Genomic DNA, 17,608 nt, shown 5'->3' with positions numbered 1-17,608 from the left:
AAATGCGCCGCCTTATCCGTTTGCAGGCAACACTGTGGCATTTACCTGGGTCGACTGGGCGATATTCGCGATCATCGCCGTTTCATCGCTGATCAGTCTCAAGCGCGGTTTCGTGAAGGAAGCCTTGTCGCTGCTTACCTGGATCATTGCCGGCGCCGTTGCCTGGATGTTCGGTGGCGGTATCTCGCAGTACCTCGAAGGTTACATTCAGACGCCATCGGCGCGGGTGATAGCCGGATGCGCCATTCTTTTCGTCGCCACCTTGCTGGTGGGGGCCATGATCAATTTTCTGATCGGCGAGCTGATTCGCGTCACCGGGTTGTCCGGGACCGACCGCTTCCTGGGCATGGCGTTTGGCGCTGCCCGTGGGGCTCTGCTCGTCGTGGTAGCGGTCGGGCTGCTGAGCCTGGGGCCGGTACAACAGGACCCGTGGTGGCAGGAGTCTCGCCTGCTGCCACAATTTCTATTGGTGGCTGACTGGTCGAAAAACCTCATTCTGGGGCTGACCAGCCAGTGGCTAGCCAGCGGGATCAGCGCACCGGCTGATCTCCCGTTCAAAGAACAGCTGCTTGGGCCCAAAACGCCCTGAGTGGCTGATCCGTCAAGTTTCATAATGTAGGGGTTGCGTCGCATGTGTGGCATCGTCGGTATCGTCGGTAAGTCGAACGTCAATCAGGCGCTGTATGACGCGCTAACCGTGCTTCAGCACCGTGGGCAGGATGCTGCCGGTATCGTGACCAGCCATGATGGCCGGTTGTTCCTGCGCAAGGACAATGGCCTGGTGCGTGACGTGTTCCAGCAGCGTCACATGCAGCGTCTGGTCGGCCACATGGGCATTGGCCATGTGCGTTACCCGACGGCGGGCAGCTCGACCTCGGCCGAGGCCCAGCCGTTCTACGTCAACTCGCCGTATGGCATCACCCTGGCGCACAACGGCAACCTGACCAACGTCGAGCAGTTGGCCAAGGAGATCTACGAGTCCGACCTGCGTCACGTCAACACCAACTCGGACTCCGAGGTACTGCTCAACGTCTTCGCCCATGAGCTGGCGGTGCGCGGCAAGCTGCAACCGACCGAAGAAGACGTGTTCGCCGCCGTCACCGACGTGCACAACCGTTGCGTGGGCGGCTATGCGGTCGTGGCGATGATCACCGGCTACGGCATCGTCGGTTTCCGCGACCCGAACGGCATCCGCCCGATCGTGTTCGGCCAGCGTCACACCGACGAAGGCGTGGAATACATGATCGCCTCCGAAAGCGTCTCGCTGGATGTGCTCGGCTTTACCCTGATCCGCGACCTGGCCCCGGGCGAAGCGGTGTACATCACCGAAGAAGGCAAGCTGCACACCCGCCAGTGCGCCATCGCGCCAAAACTCTCGCCGTGCATCTTCGAGCACGTCTACCTGGCACGCCCTGACTCGATCATCGACGGCGTTTCGGTGTACAAGGCGCGCCTGCGCATGGGCGAGAAGCTGGCCGACAAGATCCTGCGCGAGCGTCCCGAGCACGACATCGACGTGGTCATCCCGATTCCGGACACCAGCCGTACTGCGGCACTGGAACTGGCCAACCACCTGGGCGTCAAGTTCCGCGAAGGTTTCGTCAAGAACCGCTATATCGGCCGTACCTTCATCATGCCCGGCCAGGCCGCGCGCAAGAAATCGGTACGCCAGAAGCTCAACGCCATCGAGCTGGAGTTCCGCGGCAAGAACGTGATGCTGGTCGACGACTCGATCGTGCGTGGCACCACCTGCAAGCAGATCATCCAGATGGCCCGCGAAGCCGGCGCGAAAAACGTCTACTTCTGCTCGGCTGCACCCGCGGTGCGTTTCCCTAACGTCTACGGCATCGACATGCCGAGCGCTCATGAACTGATCGCCCACAACCGCAGCACCCAGGATGTCGCCGAACTGATCGGTGCCGACTGGCTGGTCTACCAGGACCTGCCAGACCTGATCGAGGCGGTTGGGGGTGGCAAGATCAAGATCGAGCATTTCGATTGCGCGGTATTCGATGGCCAGTATGTGACTGGCGACATCGACGCCGCCTACCTGGACAGGATCGAGCAGGCGCGCAACGACGCCTCCAAGGTCAAGAACCAGGCGGTCAGCGCGATCATCGACCTTTACAACAACTGACAAGGGGAGCAACGGCATGACACAGGAATGGGATGCCGGGCGCCTGGACAGCGACCTCGACGGGGTCGCTTTCGATACGCTGGCGGTACGTGCCGGCCAGCATCGCACGCCGGAAGGTGAGCACAGCGACCCGCTGTTCTTCACCTCCAGCTACGTGTTCCGTACGGCGGCCGATGCCGCCGCGCGGTTCGCCGGCGAAGTTCCAGGCAACGTCTATTCGCGCTACACCAACCCGACCGTACGGGCCTTCGAAGAGCGCATCGCCGCCCTCGAGGGCGCCGAGCAGGCGGTCGCCACCTCCACCGGCATGTCGGCCATCCTGTCCATCGTGATGGCCCTGTGCAGCGCCGGCGACCACGTGCTGGTGTCGCAGAGCGTGTTCGGTTCGACCATCAGCCTGTTCGAGAAGTACTTCAAGCGCTTCGGCGTGCAGGTTGACTACGTGCCGCTGGTGGACCTCGCTGGCTGGGAACAGGCCATCAAGCCCAACACCAAGCTGCTGTTCGTCGAGTCGCCGTCCAACCCGCTGGCCGAACTGGTGGACATCAGCGCGCTGGCCGAGATCGCACACGCCAAGGGCGTGCTGCTGGTGGTCGACAACTGCTTCAGTACCCCGGCCTTGCAGCAGCCGCTGAAGCTGGGTGCCGACATCGTCATGCATTCGGCGACCAAGTTCATCGACGGTCAGGGCCGTTGCATGGGCGGCGTCGTGGCCGGGCGCAGCGAGCACATGAAGGAAGTCGTGGGCTTCCTGCGTACCGCCGGCCCGTCGTTGAGCCCGTTCAACGCGTGGATCTTCCTCAAGGGCCTGGAGACGCTGAACCTGCGCATGCGCGCGCACTGTGCCAACGCCCAGGCGCTGGCCGAGTGGCTGGAGCAGCAGGACGGCATCGAGAAGGTGCACTACGCCGGCCTGCAGAGCCACCCGCAGCACGAACTGGCCAAGCGCCAGATGCGTGGCTACGGCGCGGTGGTGAGCTTCGAGGTCAAGGGTGGCAAGGAGGGCGCCTGGCGCTTCATCGACGCCACGCGGCTGATCTCGATCACCGCCAACCTGGGCGACAGCAAGACCACCATCACCCACCCGGCCACCACCTCCCACGGCCGTCTGGCGCCGCAGGAACGTGAAGCGGCGGGGATTCGCGACAGCCTGATCCGGGTTGCCGTGGGCCTGGAAGATGTGGCCGACCTGCAAGCCGACCTGGCGCGCGGCCTGGCGGCGCTGTGATCGACTGGTCGGTGAGCGAAAGCAGCCACAACGGTCGTGTGGCGCTGGTGACCGGCGCTGCACGCGGGATCGGCCTGGGCATTGCGGCCTGGCTGATCAGTGAAGGCTGGCAGGTGGTACTCACCGACCTTGACCGGGCACGTGGCGCGACAGTGGCCAGGGTGCTCGGTGACAACGCCTGGTTCATTGGCATGGATGTGGCCGATGAAGCCCAGGTGATCACCGGGGTGGCCGAGGTGCTGGGCCAGTTCGGGCGCCTGGATGCGCTGGTGTGCAACGCGGCCATCGCCGACCCGCACAACATCACCCTCGAAAGCCTCAGCCTGAACCACTGGAACCGCGTGCTGGCGGTCAACCTGGGCGGGCCGATGCTGCTGGCCAAGCACTGTGCGCCTTACCTGCGCGCGCATTGCGGGGCCATCGTCAACCTGGTGTCGACCCGTGCGGCGCAGTCGGAACCCGATACCGAGGCCTATGCGGCGAGCAAGGGCGGGCTGCTGGCCCTGACCCATGCCCTGGCCATGAGCCTGGGGCCGGAGATCCGTGTGAACGCTGTGAGCCCCGGCTGGATCGATGCACGTGATCCGTCGGCACGGCGTGCCGAGCCGTTGAGCGAAGCCGACCATGCGCAGCATCCGGCGGGCAGGGTAGGGACCGTGGAGGACGTGGCGGCGATGGTGGCGTGGTTGCTGTCCAGAAATGCAGGGTTTGTCACCGGCCAGGAGTTCGTGGTGGACGGCGGCATGACCAAGAAGATGATTTACACCTGAGCGATACGTTGAGGTTTTTTCGACTTTTTGAAAAAAACTTCAACACTGGTATTGACTTAGGTTCGATACCTGCGTAAATTTCACCACCTCAGCGAAGCACACGGGTGATTAGCTCAGCCGGGAGAGCATCTGCCTTACAAGCAGAGGGTCGGCGGTTCGATCCCGTCATCACCCACCACTTCCTGAGATGTTCCTGGCTCGACACAATCGAAAGAGCGTGTTACCAGAGAGGAACGGGACGCAAGTCCACTATGCGCAGCGGTAGTTCAGTCGGTTAGAATACCGGCCTGTCACGCCGGGGGTCGCGGGTTCGAGTCCCGTCCGCTGCGCCACTTTTCTCCAGATCGGTTTAACCACCGGTTTGAGGTCCGAAGCTCAGGCTTCTGGCCAGATCCCAGTTTCAAACAGGCGAAAGTCTGTGCGATACGCAGCGGTAGTTCAGTCGGTTAGAATACCGGCCTGTCACGCCGGGGGTCGCGGGTTCGAGTCCCGTCCGCTGCGCCATATCCGCCTCGAGGCCCTTGAACTCCTCGAAGCAACAAAGAAAGCGACCTTCGGGTCGCTTTTTTTGTGCCTGCACAAAAGCTTCGCCGGCAAGGCCGGCGCCTCAGAACCCGATGCTGTAACTCACGATCACCCGGTTCTCATCGGCTCCCTCGGCATAATTCGAGCGCGCTGTGGCATTGCGCCAACGCAGCGAGAGGTTCTTCAGTGGCCCGCCCTGCACCCCATACGCAATGTCGGTGGTGCGTTCCCACTCCCGGCCTTCGCTGCCCCTGGCGCGCGCCAGGGCCGCCTTGCGACCGCTCACGCGCTGCAGGTCGACGTTGTCGCCCGTCACATAGCGAAAGGTGAAGCTCAGCCCCGGTATGCCCAATGCCGCAAAATCGTAGTCGTACCGCCCATGCCAGGCACGCTCGTCTTTCTGCGCAAAGGCATACACCTGCTGTTCGCTGAACAGGTAGGTGTCGGTGCCGCCCAGATAGGCGTAGGCGGTATTCCCGGCAATGCGCTGATACCCCCCGCTGAGCCGATGTGCGCCCAACTGGTAGCCCAGGTTGCTGCTGATCACGCGGTTGTCCACAACGCCGATGTGCTCGGCCCCGGTCTGCTTCGCGCTGAACAGGCGCAGTTCGCCCAGCAGGGTGCCAGGCCCTGACGGCTGGCGCAGCTGCGCGCCGAGAAACCCGCGCCGGTAGAAGTCCTGCAGTTCGCTGGCATGCGCACTCAGGGTCAGCGCCTTGAACGGCTGCACGTCGATGCCGCCATAGGTGTAGCTGTCGCTGGTCAGTGCACCCGACCAGGCGCCCATCTGCGCCATGGTGGTCAGGCCCTCGCTGTCGGTGGAGTCGCGCTGCCTGACCCTGTCGACCCGGCCCAGGTGCAGCGTGACCTTGTCCAGGTCCCGCGAGATCAACTGGCCGCCATTGAAGTACTGCGCGAACAGGCGGCTGCTGTTGGACGCGATCAATGGCAGCACCGGGCTCAGCCCGCCGTAGCGCAGCTCGGTGTCGCCCAGCTTGAGCTTGGCGGTGGCCAGCAGCTTGGCGTAGTCGTCTGCGGCGCGCCCATCGGCGCCACGTGGCAGCAGGCCGGTGCCGCCGCGCTCGGGGCCCGCGTCGAGCTTGACCCCGAGCATGCCCACGGCGTCCACGCCAAACCCGAGCGGGCCCTGGGTGTAGCCCGATTGCAGATTCAACTGCAGGCCCTGGGCCCATTCCTCACGTTTGGACTGGCTGGGAAAACCATCGCGAAAATCGCGACTGAAGTAGAAGTTCTTCAGCTCCAGCTTGCCGCGGAACTCACTGAAACCGTCGGCGAAAACGCCGGGTGCGCACAGGCCGATGCCCAGCGCCAGGCCCATGCGGGCCGGTCGTCTCATCATGGTCTTGTACCTGGCGAAGGGCTTAGTGGCTGCGCGGCGGGTTCTTCACGAACACGGCGATCAACACCACGCTGAGCAGAATCAGCGGGGCGATCGACAGCATGCCCATGTAACTGATGCCGGTGAGGTCGTTGATATAGCCCACCATGGCCGGCGCCACGATGCCGCTGAGCTGGCCCAGCGAGTTGATCGCCGCCGTGCCGGTGGCGATGGCCAGGCCCGAGAAGGTCGATTGCGGCAGCGTCCAGAACAGCGGGATGGCGATGAACGTACCCGCCGTCGCCAGCACCAGCGCACCCATCATCGCCACCGAGTTGTCGGCGTAGAAGCATGCCAGCAGATAGCCCAGCGCCGAGGCGATCATGCAGCCGAGCAGGTAGCTCTTGCGATCGCCGCTGCGGTCCGACAGCCGCGTCACCACGATCATGCCGACGCAGGCAATGATGTACGGCGAGGAGGTCAGCAGGCCGATCAGGGTCGAACCGTTCACGCCCGACTTCTCGATCAGGTGCGGCATCCAGAAGTTGAGCCCGTAGCTGGCCGACTTGATCACGAAGTAGATCATCGCGAATATCGCCACCTCGCGGGTCAGCAGCACGTTCCACAGCGAGCCGTGCTTGCTGTCGCCGGGTTTACGGTCACTGTCCAGGTTGCGTTGCAGGGTGCGCTTCTCTGCATCGCTGAGCCAGCGCGCCGAGGCGATGTCGTTGTCCAGTTTCCACAGCACCAGCACCCCGAGCACGATGCACGGCAGCCCCGAGAGCAGGAACAGCCAGTGCCAGCCGGCCAGCCCCGCCACGCCGTGCATGCCCTGCAGGATCAACCCTGCGGCGGGGGCGCCGATTGCGCCTGCCAGCGGCACCGCCAGGAACCACAGGCCGTTGACCCGCGCCAGGTACTTCTTGGGGAACCAGCACGCCAGGTAGAACAGGATCGCCGGGCCGAAACCGGCCTCCATCACGCCGATCAGAAAGCGCAGGAAGTACAGCGTGTACTGGGTGTAGGCGAACACCAGGGCGGCGGTGGCCAGCCCCCACGACACCATGATCCGGCAGATCCACGCCGGCGCGCCGTACTTCTTCAGGCCCCAGCTGCTGGGCACCTCGAACAGGACGTAGCCGATGAAGAACATGCTCGCGGCCAGGCCGTAGGCGGCATCGCTCAGGCCCAGCTCGGCCTGCATCTGGGTCTTGGCGAAGCTGATGTTGATACGGTCGAAATAGGAGAACAGGAAGCAGATGATCGCCAGCGGCATGATGCGCCAGGCGACGCGGCGGTACAGCAGCAGTTCATCGAGCTGTGCAGGGGTACTGACAACCCGGGTGGCACCAAGGGTCGAACTCATGTCGTACATCTCCATTCTTATAGTTGTCGGAGAAGCGGTGGGGCAGGGGCTGGCTGCGCTCAGCCGATACGCACCAGGGTCTGCCTGTGACGCTGGGCATGCTCGATGTAATGGCGGGCGTTGTCGCGCAACGCGGCGATGGCCTGTTCATCCAGCTCGCGCACCACCTTGGCCGGGGCACCGAGAATCAGCGAATTGTCGGGGAACACCTTGCCTTCGGTGACCACCGCGCCGGCACCGACCAGGCAGTTGCGCCCGATCACCGCACCGTTGAGCACCACCGCCTGGATGCCGATCAGGCTGCCATCACCGACCGTGCAGCCATGCAGCATGGCCTGGTGGCCGATAGTCACCTCGACGCCCACCTGCAGCGGGAAACCGGGGTCGGTGTGCAGCACCGCGCCTTCCTGCACATTGCTGCCGGCGCCGATCATGATCGGTTCATTGTCGGCGCGCAGTACGGCCTGGGGCCATACGCTGCTGCCCTGGGCCAGGTTCACCTGGCCGATCACGGTGGCGTCTTCGGCGATGTACACGCTGTCGTGCCAGTGTGGCCGCAGGCCGTCGAATGCATAGAGTGCCATGGGGTGGTCCTTGTCAGTGGTCGGTGCGCAATACGCCGGCGGCTGCCAGCGCGTCGATCTGGGCCAGGCTGTAGCCCAGGCCCTGCATCACCTCGCGGGTGTTTTCGCCAATGCGCGCAATGGCCCGGCGCGGCCCCAGGCGCTGGCCGTCGAGGGAGAAGGGCAGCAGCGGCATCGCGGTGTGGCTGCCGTCCTCCAGTTGCAGCTCGCTCAGGCCGCCGCTTTGCAGCAGGTGCGGGTCGTCGAACAGTTGCTCGGGCGTGCAGATGGGCGCGAACGGGATGCCGTTGGCCTCCAGTTGCGGTGCCAGGGCCTGCGCGTCCATCGTGGCGAACACCTCGGCCAGGTGCGCCAGCAGGCGCGGGCGTTGCAGCACCCGGTCGTTGTTGCTGGCCAGGCTCGGGTCGGCCATCAGGTCATGCTGGCCGAGCAGTGTGCACAGCGTGCGCCACTGGCTGTCGCCGGTGGCGGCAACGAACATCTGCTCGCCGCCGGCAAAGCTGAACACGTCGTAGATGGCCCAGGCACTGATGCGGTTGGGCATGGGCGCGGCGGCTTCACCGGTGACCACGTACTGCTGCATGTGCTGGGCGGCCAGCAGCACGCAGTTCTCGTACAGCGCGCTCTGCACCTCGCGCCCGCAACCGCTGCGCTGGCGCTCGGTAAGGGCGGCGAGCACGCCGATGGCACCGAACATGCCGCCCATGATGTCGTTGACCGAGCTGCCGGCGCGCAGCGGGCGGCCCACCGGGCCGGTCATGTAGGCCAGGCCGGCCATCATCTGCACCACCTCGTCCAGCGCCAGGCGCTTGTCGTAGGGGCCGGCAAGGAAGCCCTTGTGGGTGGCGTAGATCAGCCGCGGGTTGCGCTGGCTGAGAGCGGTGTAGCCAAAGCCCAGGCTGTCCATGCGCCCCGGCTTGAAGTTCTCGATGAACACGTCGGCACGGTCAAGCAGCTTGAGCACCGCCTCGCGGCCGGCCTCGCTCTCGACGTCCACCGCCATGCTCTGCTTGTTGCGGTTGAAGGTGCGGAAGAAGCCGGCGCCGGCGCCGAGCAGGCGGCGGGTACCATCACCCTTGGTCGGTTCGATCTTGATCACTTCGGCGCCCAGGTCGCCGAGGATCATGCCGCAGGTGGGGCCCATGACCATATGGGACATTTCGACGACACGAATGCCGTCCAGTGGGAGGTTGGACATCAGCTGTACTCCGCTGCAAAGGCGATTCAGGCGAGTGGGGCGTGCGTTGGCAAGCCCGCGCGGGCGATGTAGCCGTACAGGGTTTCACCCGGCAGGCCGGTCTCGAGCACCGTGCGCGAGGCGATCAGTGCCGGCAGGTCGATGCCGGTGGCAAAGCCCGAGCCATGCAGCATGAACACCAGGTCTTCGGTCACGGTATTGCCCGAGGCGCCGGGGGCGAAGGGGCAACCGCCCAGGCCGGCGAGCGAGGCGTCGAGTTCGCGAATGCCGTGCTGCACCGCCACCAGGCTGTTGACCAGGGCCAGGCCGCGGGTGTCGTGAAAATGCGCCGCGTGCAGCGTGTCACCGGCGATCAGGCGCACGGCATCGACCGTTTCAGCGACCTGGCCGGGTGTGGCGTAACCGGTGGTGTCGCCGAGCGAGACCTGATCGCAGCCGGCCTCCAGCACCAGGCGGGTGAGGTCGCACAGGTCACTCAAGGGCACTTCACCCTGGCGCGTGCAGCCGAAGGCGGTGGACATGCCGGCGACCATGATCACCTCGGGGCGCCCGGCGCTATTGCGCAGGTCGCACATACGGGCGAACTCCTCGACCATCTGCTGCGGGCTGCGGCGCACGTTGGCCTGGCTGTGGGCCGCGCTGACCGAGATGGGCGCGATGATGCGGTGGGCGCCGCTGGCCAGGGCATTTTCGGCACCGCGCAGGTTGGGCGCCAGCACGCTCACCTGCAGGCCGGGGTAGGTCAGGGCGTGGGCCACCACGGCATCGGCATCGGCCATTTGCGGCAGCAGGCGGGCAGGCACGAAGGAGGCAACTTCCATATGGCGGATGCCGGCGGCGTAGGCGGCGTCGATCCAGCGCAGCTTGTCGGCGGTCGGCATGCTGCGCTGCAGGCTTTGCAGGCCATCACGCAGGCCCACTTCATTGATCGTTATTGTTGTCATGGTGGTCTCGTTCAGGCTTGGGGCTCAGGCAAGACTAGGAGGGTGGGGCGGGGTGGAAAAGACGTTTTTGGCGGGCTTATCCATCGTGGATGGCGATGGATGGAGGTGGCCCCTTCGCTGGCAAGCCAGCTCCCACAGGGTCTGCAGTCCAACCTTGTGGGAGCTGGCTTGCCAGCGAAGGGGCCTGCAGCTACACCACCGGTGCCCGCGCCAGCAGATGATTGAGCAGCCGCCGCGCCGCGAGCGACAGGCTCTCGACATCGCGCACGCAGATGACGAACTCCCCCAGCGCCCAAGCATCCAGCAGTGGTATCACCCGCAGGTCGAACAGCCGGGCGTAGCGGCTGACCGCCTCCATCGGCAGGATGGTCTGCCCCAGCCCGGCCTTTACCAGGCTGTAGGCACCATCGAACGTGGACACATACGCGCGAAAGCGCAGCTCGCGCCCGGCTTGGGCGGCGGCATGGTTCATGAAGCTGTTGAGCGTGGCAAAGGCCGACAGGCCAATGTGGTCATAGTCCAGGGTGTCGCTGAAGCGCACACTCTGGCGCCCGGCCAGCGGATGTGCGGCATTCACCACCAGTGCCAGGTGGTCGCGGCGATAGGGCAAAAACTCCAGGTTGCCCACCGCCATCGATTTGCGGCAAACACCCAGGTCGGCCTGGCCCTCGAGCACCCCGCGCACCACATCCGGGCTGAAGCGCTCTTCGATATCGACCTGAATGTGCTCGTTGGCCAGCATGAAGTCCGACAGCTCTTCGGGCAGAAACTCCATGATCGAGGAAATGTTGGCGAGGATCTTCACCTGCCCACGCCCACCTTCGGCGTACTCGCTCAGTTCGCCCTGCAGGCGCTCCATGCTGCGCATCAGTTGCCGCGCATGGCGCAGCAGGGCCTGGCCGGCAGGGGTCGGTACTGCACCGCGCTTGCTGCGCGACAGCAGGGGCACGCCCACGTCGGCCTCGATGTCGGCCATGCGCTTGCTCACCGCCGACGGCGCAATGAACTCGCGCTCGCTGGCGCGGGCAATGCTGCCTTCCTCGCACACGGCGATGAACAGACGCAGCGAAATCGGGTCGATGTGCCACATGGCAGTCACTCACTTTCAGGCTGGGCTCGGCCTGCATGGTGCCAGACTGCGCGGCGTTGCATCAGACCCGGAAGCGCGAAAGCAGCCCCTGCAGCTCGCTGCCCAGGCGTGCCAGCTCACCTGCAGAGGTGGCGGTCTGGGTCGAGGCGGTCGATGACTGCTCGGCTACATCCCGCACATTCAACACGCTGCGGTTGATCTCTTCGGCCACTGCACTCTGCTGTTCGGCGGCGGTGGCGATCTGCACGTTCATGGCCTGGATGCTGGTGACGGTGGCGGTGATCGCCTGCAGTTCGACACTGGCCTCGTTGGCCAGCCCCACCGTGGTACCGACCATGCCGTGGCTGGCGTGCATGCGATCGGCAGCCTGCAGTGCGCCATGCTGCAGCGAGCTGATCAGGGTCTCGATTTCGGCGGTCGATTGCTGGGTGCGCTGGGCCAGACCGCGCACCTCGTCGGCCACCACGGCAAAGCCGCGCCCGGCCTCCCCGGCGCGTGCCGCCTCGATGGCTGCATTGAGCGCCAGCAGGTTGGTCTGCTCGGCGATGGCATTGATCACCGTCATCACGCTGCCGATCCGTTCGCTCTCATGGGCCAGTTGGCCCACCGCCTCGGCCGACGAGCCGATGTCGTCGGCCAGTTGGCCGATCTGCTGCAGCGTGCGCTGTACCACCCGGTTGCCTTCATTGGCCTGGCTGTTGGCCTGGTCGGTCGCGGCGCTGGCGGCTTCGGCATTGCGCGCCACCTCCTGCACGGTGGCAACCATCTCGCTCATGGCGGTCGCCACCTGATCGGTCTCGACCTTCTGGCTGTTGACCCCGGCGCTGGTCTGTTCGGTGATGGCCGACAGTTCTTCGGCAGCCGCCGACAGCTGGGTGGTCACGTTGCCCACCTGGCTCAGCACGCCACGCAGGTTGTCGCCGCCCAGCGACAAGGCCTCCAGCAGATGGCCAAACTCATCGCGGCGCGGTGTACTGGCGCTGTCGGTCAGGTCGCCCTCGCCGATGCGTCGTGCTATCTGCACCGCTTGCTGCAACGGCTGGGTGATCTGGCGGGTGATGACCCAGCCGATCAGCGTGCCCAGTATCACGGCCAGCAGCAGCAAACCGAGCATCAGCGCGCGGCTTCGCCCCGACTCCTCGGCACTCAGGTGGTTCTGCCGGGCGATCAGGTTGTTGGTCGCTTCCAGGCTGCTGTCGATGTCCTTGATCAGTACGGTGCGGTTCTGTGCCTGCTGGGCGACATCCTTGCCATAGCGCTCGGCCAGTTGCAGATACTGGGTGAACTCGCCCGCCAGCGTGCGCAACGCCGCCTGGCGATTGTCTGACAGCTGCGTGCCCAGCTGTTGCAAGCTGGTGTTGGCGCGTGCCTGTGCATCACGCACGTTGCCCAGCCGGTTGGCGCTACCCTCGCGCATCATCGCCAGGTTGTTCTGGCGCAGGTCACTCAGTGCATTATTGAGGTGGCCGAGCGCCGGTTGCACGGCACTGACTTCATCGCGCAGCAGGCCCTGGGTCAGTTCGCGCACGCCCTCTTGCAGTGCCTCGCCCAGGCGGTCGGCGTCGGTCTGGATGCGCCCGATGTCCTGCTGGGCCAGTTGCAGTTGCTGGAACTGCTCCATGTAATCCTTCATGTGCTCGAACACGGTTTCAAGGTGCTGCCTCGATTGCGGGTCCTGGATGCGCTGGCGATTCAGTTCGATCAGCGGCACCAGCGCGTTGTACGACGCTTGCAACTGGGTGGCATATGTCTGATCGCCATGGTGTTCGAACGACAGCCGTGCGGCACGGATATCGTTGGTGTGGTCAAGCAGGTGGTTGACCGACACCAGGCGATCGGCGCGGGTTGTCAGGGTGCTCAGGCTGTTGATGCCGATGACGGCCAGTAGCGCCATCACCAGCAGAATGCTGGCGAAACCGAGGGCCAGCTTCACCCTCACCGATATGTCTTTCACCTTGTGTGCTCCCCGGAGGTTGATGGTCTGTGGCTGCATTGGTGGCGTATTGCCATATTGCGAGTGAGTCCGGGAAGTATTGATTGGGTTATCACGCTGGGAGTAGGCAGGCGCTTCCCTAAATCCTGTGGGAAAAGGGAATAGCTAATGAGTGAAAAAAGACGCGACCAATGGTTGGATGCGCTGCAAAACCCCGGTTCATGGGGCGCGCACGTGAAAATTTGCGCAGGATGAGGCTGCTATGGTTTCAGTCCTTCGCGGATGTGATGCACAATAGGCGCCGACCGTTTTCCTCAGGATTTGCAATGTCAAAGTCAACCGTCTTCAGTGCGCTCGGGCTGGCCCTTGTGCTGGCGGGTGTTGCCGGCTGTTCGTCAAAGAAGGCCGCGATCTACGAGCACGAGAATTTCGACGACTCGGGCACGTTTTCGCGCAGCTTTGCGGTCAGCGAGGCGGGCACCTGCGAAGCGGCGCGGCGTGCCTTGCTCAGCCAGGGCTACATCATCACCACCAGTGAGCGCGGCCAGGTCAATGGCAACAAGAGCTTCCAGCAGACGGGCGATTCGCACCTGCAGATCAGCTTCAACGTGGTGTGCGCCGATGACAGCGGTTCGGGTCAGCGTTCGACCATGTTCGCCAATGCCCTGCAAGACCGCTATGCCCTGAAAAAGTCCAATACCTCGGCCAGCCTGGGCGTGGGGGTATTGGGGTCGGTGTCGATGCCGATCGGCTCCTCGGACGACTCGATGGTCAAGGTGGCCAGCGAAACCGTGACCTCGCCCAAGTTCTACGAGCGTTACTTTGCGCTGGTCGAAAGCTTCCTGCCCAAGCCGAGCCAAAAGGCCAAGGCCGAACCGCCCAAGCCTGCGGTGGACCTGGGTGTGCCTGAGCCGGCGCCTGCCCCAGCCCCGGCCGCCCTGAGTGCGCCGGTGGCTGCGCCTGTCGAAGCGGCGCCCGCCGAAGCGCCGGCGCCGGTGCCGGCTGCCGAAGTGGTGGCCGCCCCGGTGGTCGATGACAGCAAGAGCTCGCAACCGGTCGCGCCGCCGCAGGATGCGGCGCCCATCAGTGTCGAGCAGCCGGCACCGGCAGCCGAGCCTGCACCGGCCCAGACCACGCCGGTGGTCACCCCCGAGCCTGCCCCCGCCCCGAGCGAGCCTGCGCCACTCTGACGCAGCGGATAAATCGTCCGTGACCTGCTACGTTGTTTACCTGTAGGAGCCGGCCTTGCCGGCGAAGGGCGCACCGCGCTCTTTCAGGCGAGTCATGCGCTTGTCATTTTTTCTTCATCCGGGCACTTTAGGGTGAAGGTCGAATCAATGAGATGAACGCGCATACAAGGAGCAGGCAATGGACGACTATCAAGAAGAACTTCTGGAATACCACGCTTTCGAACTCGACCCGCTCGAGCCTGCCGACGACGCTACCGAACTCTGAGGTGGCTCAGGCGCTACGCCGCTGGCTGCGCCGGAACGCCCCTGGCGTGACCCCGCTCCAGCGCTTGAACGCGCGCTGGAAGGCTTCGGCCGAGGCAAACCCCAGCAGGTAGGCGATTTCCCCGAATGCCAGCTCGGTGTCCCGGATGTAGGTCATTGCCAGGTCACGCCGCGTATCGTTGAGGATCGCGCGAAACTGAGTGCCTTCTTCGGCCAGCTTGCGCCGTAGCGTCCAGCTCGGCAGTTGCAGGTGCGCTGCCACTTCCTGCAGGTCCGGCTCGCGTCCGCCATTGAGCAGCGGCCCCAGCAAATGCGCAATGCGCTCGGCCAGGCTGCGCATGCGCGTGCGTTCAGCCAGCTGCTGTTCACACAGCTGCAGCAGGTGCTGCCAGGTGCTGGGGCAGTGTGCGGGGTTGCGCAGCGCCAGGCTGGCGCGGCTCAGGCGCAGTTGATTGGCCGGTGCATCGAACGCTACCGGGTGGTTGCTCAGGCCCTGGTAAAGGGCGGCGTAGGCGGGGGGTGAAAACTCGATTTCGACGCGTTCTGCCTGCAAGGGCGCGCCCACCAGCCCACCCAGTTGCGTCAGCCAGCCGGCCAGTACCGAGTCGACCACAAAACGGTTGTAGTCGTTGTACGGGCTGATCGAGTAGAAGCGTAGCCAGGCGCCCTGCTCATCCTCTTCGAAGCGCGATTGCCCGCGGTAGTTGGCCGCGTACAGCGGTTCGAAACGCAGCAGTGCGCACGCTGCGTCACCCAGGGTCGGCGCCTGGGCCGCAGTGACCCCGGCCAGGCCGGCCTGGCTCAGGTGGCTCAACCGCCCCATGTGCAACCCCAGTGCCGGCGTGTGGCTGAGCAGGATGGCGGCATGCCCCAGGTGCATGTAGCGCGGGATCGACAAGCGTGCGCCCGCTTCGGCCAGCCGCGCAGGTGTCAGGCCGTAGCGTTCGAGCAGGCCGCCAGGGTCATGGCCCAGTTGCTGCAGGGCCTGGGCCAGGCTCTGCACGAACCCCACCGACAGATCACCCAGGCGTACCCGTGGCCGGCTCACGCGGCTACAGCCATTGGTTGAGCAGGCGCGCGCCCGGGTGCGCGCTGGCGCTGAGGGCCTGGCCATCACGGCTGACGAAGCCCAGACCGTCACCGGCGACCTCCCAGAACTGCCCTCGCAGGAACACACTCAACAGGGTGGTGTCCGCTGTCTGGCCATGGCGCACCAGTTGCTGCCAGGCCTGGCCCTCATCCACGTCGCCGGCCTTGAGCGGCAGGCTCACGGCCATGGGCTGGTGGCGATTGCCACGCCAGGGGGCGCCCCAACTGCCCTTGCCGTTGACGAAGGCAGGCACGGCGATCACCTGCACCGCCTGCGCGGCCAGGCGCTGATAGTTGGCCGGGTACCAGCTGTCGCTGCCCACCAGCACGCCCAGGCGACCGGCGGGGGTTTCCAGCACCTGCAACGGGTAGGCCTCGCCGCTGCGAATGAAACGACGCACTTCGCTGTCGGGGTATTGCTGGCGTTGCGGTTGGCCCAGCACCTTGCCGTTGCTGGCGAACACCACACTGTTGTTGTACAGCGCGCCATTGCCACTGTGCAGGATGCCCTGCTCGACATAGGGTTCGGGCAGCACGATGGAGCCGGCCACCAGGGTCACCCCGAACTCCTTGGCCAGGCCGCCGAACAGCTGTTGATAATCGGCGGCCATTTGCGTGGCCTTCATGCGCAGGTGGGCGTCGGAACGGCGATCGTCGCCTTCGGCGTTGAGCATGGCCAGGCCGTAGCGCAACGGGTTGCTCAGTTCCAGCCATTGCCAGGCTTCCTGCAGGCGGGTGACCTGGTACAGCTCTTTCTTCTCGCCACGGGCCCATAGCCAGGTGCCGATATGCTCGGGCAACACCACGATGGTGCGCGGGCCCACCAGGCCCTGGCTGCGAGCCTGTTCGAGGTAGGCGGCGAGTTTGCGGTGCAGGCGGGTGAGGTCCTGGTAGTCGCCGGGGTACAGCAGCGGCTCGATGCCCAGCAGGTTGCCCTTGTCGGCGGGCACCCCTTCGCTCAGCGCCAGCTCCACACGCAGGTCGGACAGGTAGTGGCCGGCCGGGCGCTGTTCGGTCCACAGGCCGTAGCCGCAGAGGATGGCGATGACAACAAGCGCCAGGGCGCCGAGCAGAAGTCTTTGCATGAATAAGGTGTGCGTCCGGATTTGCGTCGAGCGTACTGCAAACAAGGGGCAGGCGAAACACGTCGCGACCTTGTGGCGCACGCCAGGGGCCGTGACTTCAGCCTTTGGCCGCCATGGCCGTGACTTCCACCCGCATGCCTTCGACCGCCAGTGCGGCCACGCCGACAGCGGCGCGTACTGGCCAGGGCTTGGCGAAAAAGCGCTGGTAGACCTCGTTGAACGCGGCGCGGTCGGCCATGTCGGTGAGGTAGATGGTCAGGTGCATGACGCGGTCCATCGAGCTGCCGGCGCGTTCCAGCGCGACCTTCAGTGCTTGCAGTGTGCACTCGCTCTGCAGGGTGATGTCGCCCAGCTCCAGGCTGCCGTCGGCACGGGTCGGGATCTGGGTGGACACCAGCACGCCGGCGAAGCCGACGACGTCGGAGGAGATGGAGTCTGCATCGGGATCGGGAACGAAGGTGAGGTCGTGGTTGGCCATGGGGTGCTCTTGTTCGGGGGAATTGAAGTCGGCCGACAGCTTACCGTGTCATGGCGCACGAGGTGGGGTGGCGGGTGTATTCAGTCGCTCGATTGACGCTGTTCGATGGCTTTTGGTTTTTCCGACAGATGGTCGCGAATGTTGCCAGCCGCACGGCAAATCGCCCACCGTGATTGGGTGGTTCCATGGATTTATCGATATTGCAATACTCAAAAATCGATTCTTCGATTTTTACCCACTGCGCAACTTCTTGCGCACTCAAATGTGGATAACCCTGTGCATACATTGCTGCAGGCCATGTGGGTTGCCATGTACAGACGAGTGCGCAACTTCTTGCGCAGTACTGCGCAAGAAGTTGCGCACTTTTTCGGGTTTTTTCAGACAAAAA

Annotated in this window: 16 protein-coding genes, 3 tRNA genes and 1 pseudogene; 8 read left to right on the top strand and 12 right to left on the bottom strand. The window is 64.7% G+C overall.

Translation table 11 applies throughout. The features are described from left to right. The first annotated feature begins 34 nt into the window (after window positions 1-34). The 7 genes from KUO17_RS12135 to KUO17_RS12105 all read left to right on the top strand — a co-directional run bounded on the left by KUO17_RS12135 (window position 35) and on the right by KUO17_RS12105 (window position 4,639). Window positions 35-589 (top strand): CvpA family protein, encoded by a 555-nt coding sequence (locus KUO17_RS12135; RefSeq protein WP_217975808.1) that lies wholly within the window; start codon window positions 35-37, stop codon window positions 587-589. Window positions 590-631: 42 nt separating this feature from the next. Beyond that, window positions 632-2,137: an amidophosphoribosyltransferase gene (gene purF / locus KUO17_RS12130; protein ID WP_217975806.1), complete on the top strand. Its 1,506-nt coding sequence runs from the start codon at window positions 632-634 to the stop codon at window positions 2,135-2,137. A gap of 16 nt (window positions 2,138-2,153) precedes the next feature. Then, window positions 2,154-3,365 (top strand): O-succinylhomoserine sulfhydrylase, encoded by a 1,212-nt coding sequence (locus KUO17_RS12125; RefSeq protein WP_217975805.1) that lies wholly within the window; start codon window positions 2,154-2,156, stop codon window positions 3,363-3,365. Window positions 3,366-3,376: 11 nt separating this feature from the next. Beyond that, on the top strand, window positions 3,377-4,135 hold the full coding sequence (locus KUO17_RS12120; protein ID WP_217975832.1) for an SDR family oxidoreductase: 759 nt from the start codon (window positions 3,377-3,379) through the stop codon (window positions 4,133-4,135). A 102-nt stretch (window positions 4,136-4,237) separates the two neighbouring features. Continuing rightward, window positions 4,238-4,313 (top strand) — tRNA-Val (locus KUO17_RS12115). A 77-nt stretch (window positions 4,314-4,390) separates the two neighbouring features. Continuing rightward, a tRNA-Asp gene (locus tag KUO17_RS12110) sits at window positions 4,391-4,467 on the top strand. 95 nt (window positions 4,468-4,562) lie between these two features. Further along, window positions 4,563-4,639, top strand: a tRNA-Asp gene (locus tag KUO17_RS12105). A 103-nt stretch (window positions 4,640-4,742) separates the two neighbouring features. Here KUO17_RS12105 and KUO17_RS12100 read toward each other — a convergent pair. The 8 genes and pseudogenes from KUO17_RS12100 to KUO17_RS27180 form a co-directional block, all read right to left on the bottom strand. Further along, window positions 4,743-6,020, bottom strand: coding sequence for an OprD family porin (locus KUO17_RS12100; protein WP_255263550.1), 1,278 nt, complete (start codon window positions 6,018-6,020; stop codon window positions 4,743-4,745). Between the two features lie 22 nt (window positions 6,021-6,042). Next, window positions 6,043-7,365 carry an MFS transporter gene (locus tag KUO17_RS12095; RefSeq protein ID WP_217975804.1) on the bottom strand — a complete coding sequence of 441 codons (1,323 nt, stop codon included), beginning with the start codon at window positions 7,363-7,365 and terminating at the stop codon, window positions 6,043-6,045. A 59-nt stretch (window positions 7,366-7,424) separates the two neighbouring features. Next, window positions 7,425-7,949 (bottom strand): gamma carbonic anhydrase family protein, encoded by a 525-nt coding sequence (locus tag KUO17_RS12090; RefSeq protein ID WP_217975803.1) that lies wholly within the window; start codon window positions 7,947-7,949, stop codon window positions 7,425-7,427. A 13-nt stretch (window positions 7,950-7,962) separates the two neighbouring features. Beyond that, complete coding sequence (locus tag KUO17_RS12085; RefSeq protein WP_217975801.1) at window positions 7,963-9,147, bottom strand: CaiB/BaiF CoA transferase family protein; 1,185 nt, start codon at window positions 9,145-9,147, stop codon at window positions 7,963-7,965. A 26-nt stretch (window positions 9,148-9,173) separates the two neighbouring features. Further along, window positions 9,174-10,091: a hydroxymethylglutaryl-CoA lyase gene (locus KUO17_RS12080; protein ID WP_217975799.1), complete on the bottom strand. Its 918-nt coding sequence runs from the start codon at window positions 10,089-10,091 to the stop codon at window positions 9,174-9,176. Window positions 10,092-10,281: 190 nt separating this feature from the next. Further along, window positions 10,282-11,181, bottom strand: a complete 900-nt coding sequence (locus KUO17_RS12075; protein ID WP_217975798.1) for a LysR family transcriptional regulator — start codon at window positions 11,179-11,181, stop codon at window positions 10,282-10,284. A gap of 61 nt (window positions 11,182-11,242) precedes the next feature. Further along, window positions 11,243-11,968, bottom strand: a complete 726-nt coding sequence (locus tag KUO17_RS27185) for a methyl-accepting chemotaxis protein (RefSeq protein WP_425274852.1) — start codon at window positions 11,966-11,968, stop codon at window positions 11,243-11,245. 156 nt (window positions 11,969-12,124) lie between these two features. Then, window positions 12,125-13,075, bottom strand: a pseudogene (locus KUO17_RS27180) (methyl-accepting chemotaxis protein); the annotation flags it as partial. A gap of 365 nt (window positions 13,076-13,440) precedes the next feature. Here KUO17_RS27180 and KUO17_RS12065 point away from each other — a divergent pair. Then, window positions 13,441-14,304, top strand: coding sequence for a DUF2242 domain-containing protein (locus tag KUO17_RS12065; RefSeq protein WP_217975796.1), 864 nt, complete (start codon window positions 13,441-13,443; stop codon window positions 14,302-14,304). Between the two features lie 271 nt (window positions 14,305-14,575). Here KUO17_RS12065 and KUO17_RS12060 read toward each other — a convergent pair whose 3' ends face one another. From KUO17_RS12060 to KUO17_RS12045, 4 genes are all read right to left on the bottom strand, one after another. Continuing rightward, a complete protein-coding gene (locus KUO17_RS12060; RefSeq protein WP_217975795.1) occupies window positions 14,576-15,616 on the bottom strand; it encodes an AraC family transcriptional regulator in 1,041 nt (346 codons plus the stop codon). Window positions 15,617-15,620: 4 nt separating this feature from the next. Next, window positions 15,621-16,742 carry a nitrilase-related carbon-nitrogen hydrolase gene (locus tag KUO17_RS12055; protein WP_217975793.1) on the bottom strand — a complete coding sequence of 374 codons (1,122 nt, stop codon included), beginning with the start codon at window positions 16,740-16,742 and terminating at the stop codon, window positions 15,621-15,623. Between the two features lie 97 nt (window positions 16,743-16,839). After that, window positions 16,840-17,220 carry a RidA family protein gene (locus KUO17_RS12050; RefSeq protein ID WP_217975792.1) on the bottom strand — a complete coding sequence of 127 codons (381 nt, stop codon included), beginning with the start codon at window positions 17,218-17,220 and terminating at the stop codon, window positions 16,840-16,842. A gap of 40 nt (window positions 17,221-17,260) precedes the next feature. Further along, a partial coding sequence (locus KUO17_RS12045) for a hypothetical protein (RefSeq protein ID WP_217975791.1) occupies window positions 17,261-17,608 on the bottom strand: 348 nt, incomplete at its 5' end.

The sequence above is a fragment of the Pseudomonas aegrilactucae genome (assembly GCF_019168305.1).
In the GTDB taxonomy this organism is placed as follows: Bacteria; Pseudomonadota; Gammaproteobacteria; order Pseudomonadales; family Pseudomonadaceae; genus Aquipseudomonas; species Aquipseudomonas aegrilactucae.
The sequence above is the reverse complement of the archived record's forward strand: the minus strand, read 5'-3'. Positions and strand labels throughout refer to the sequence as shown.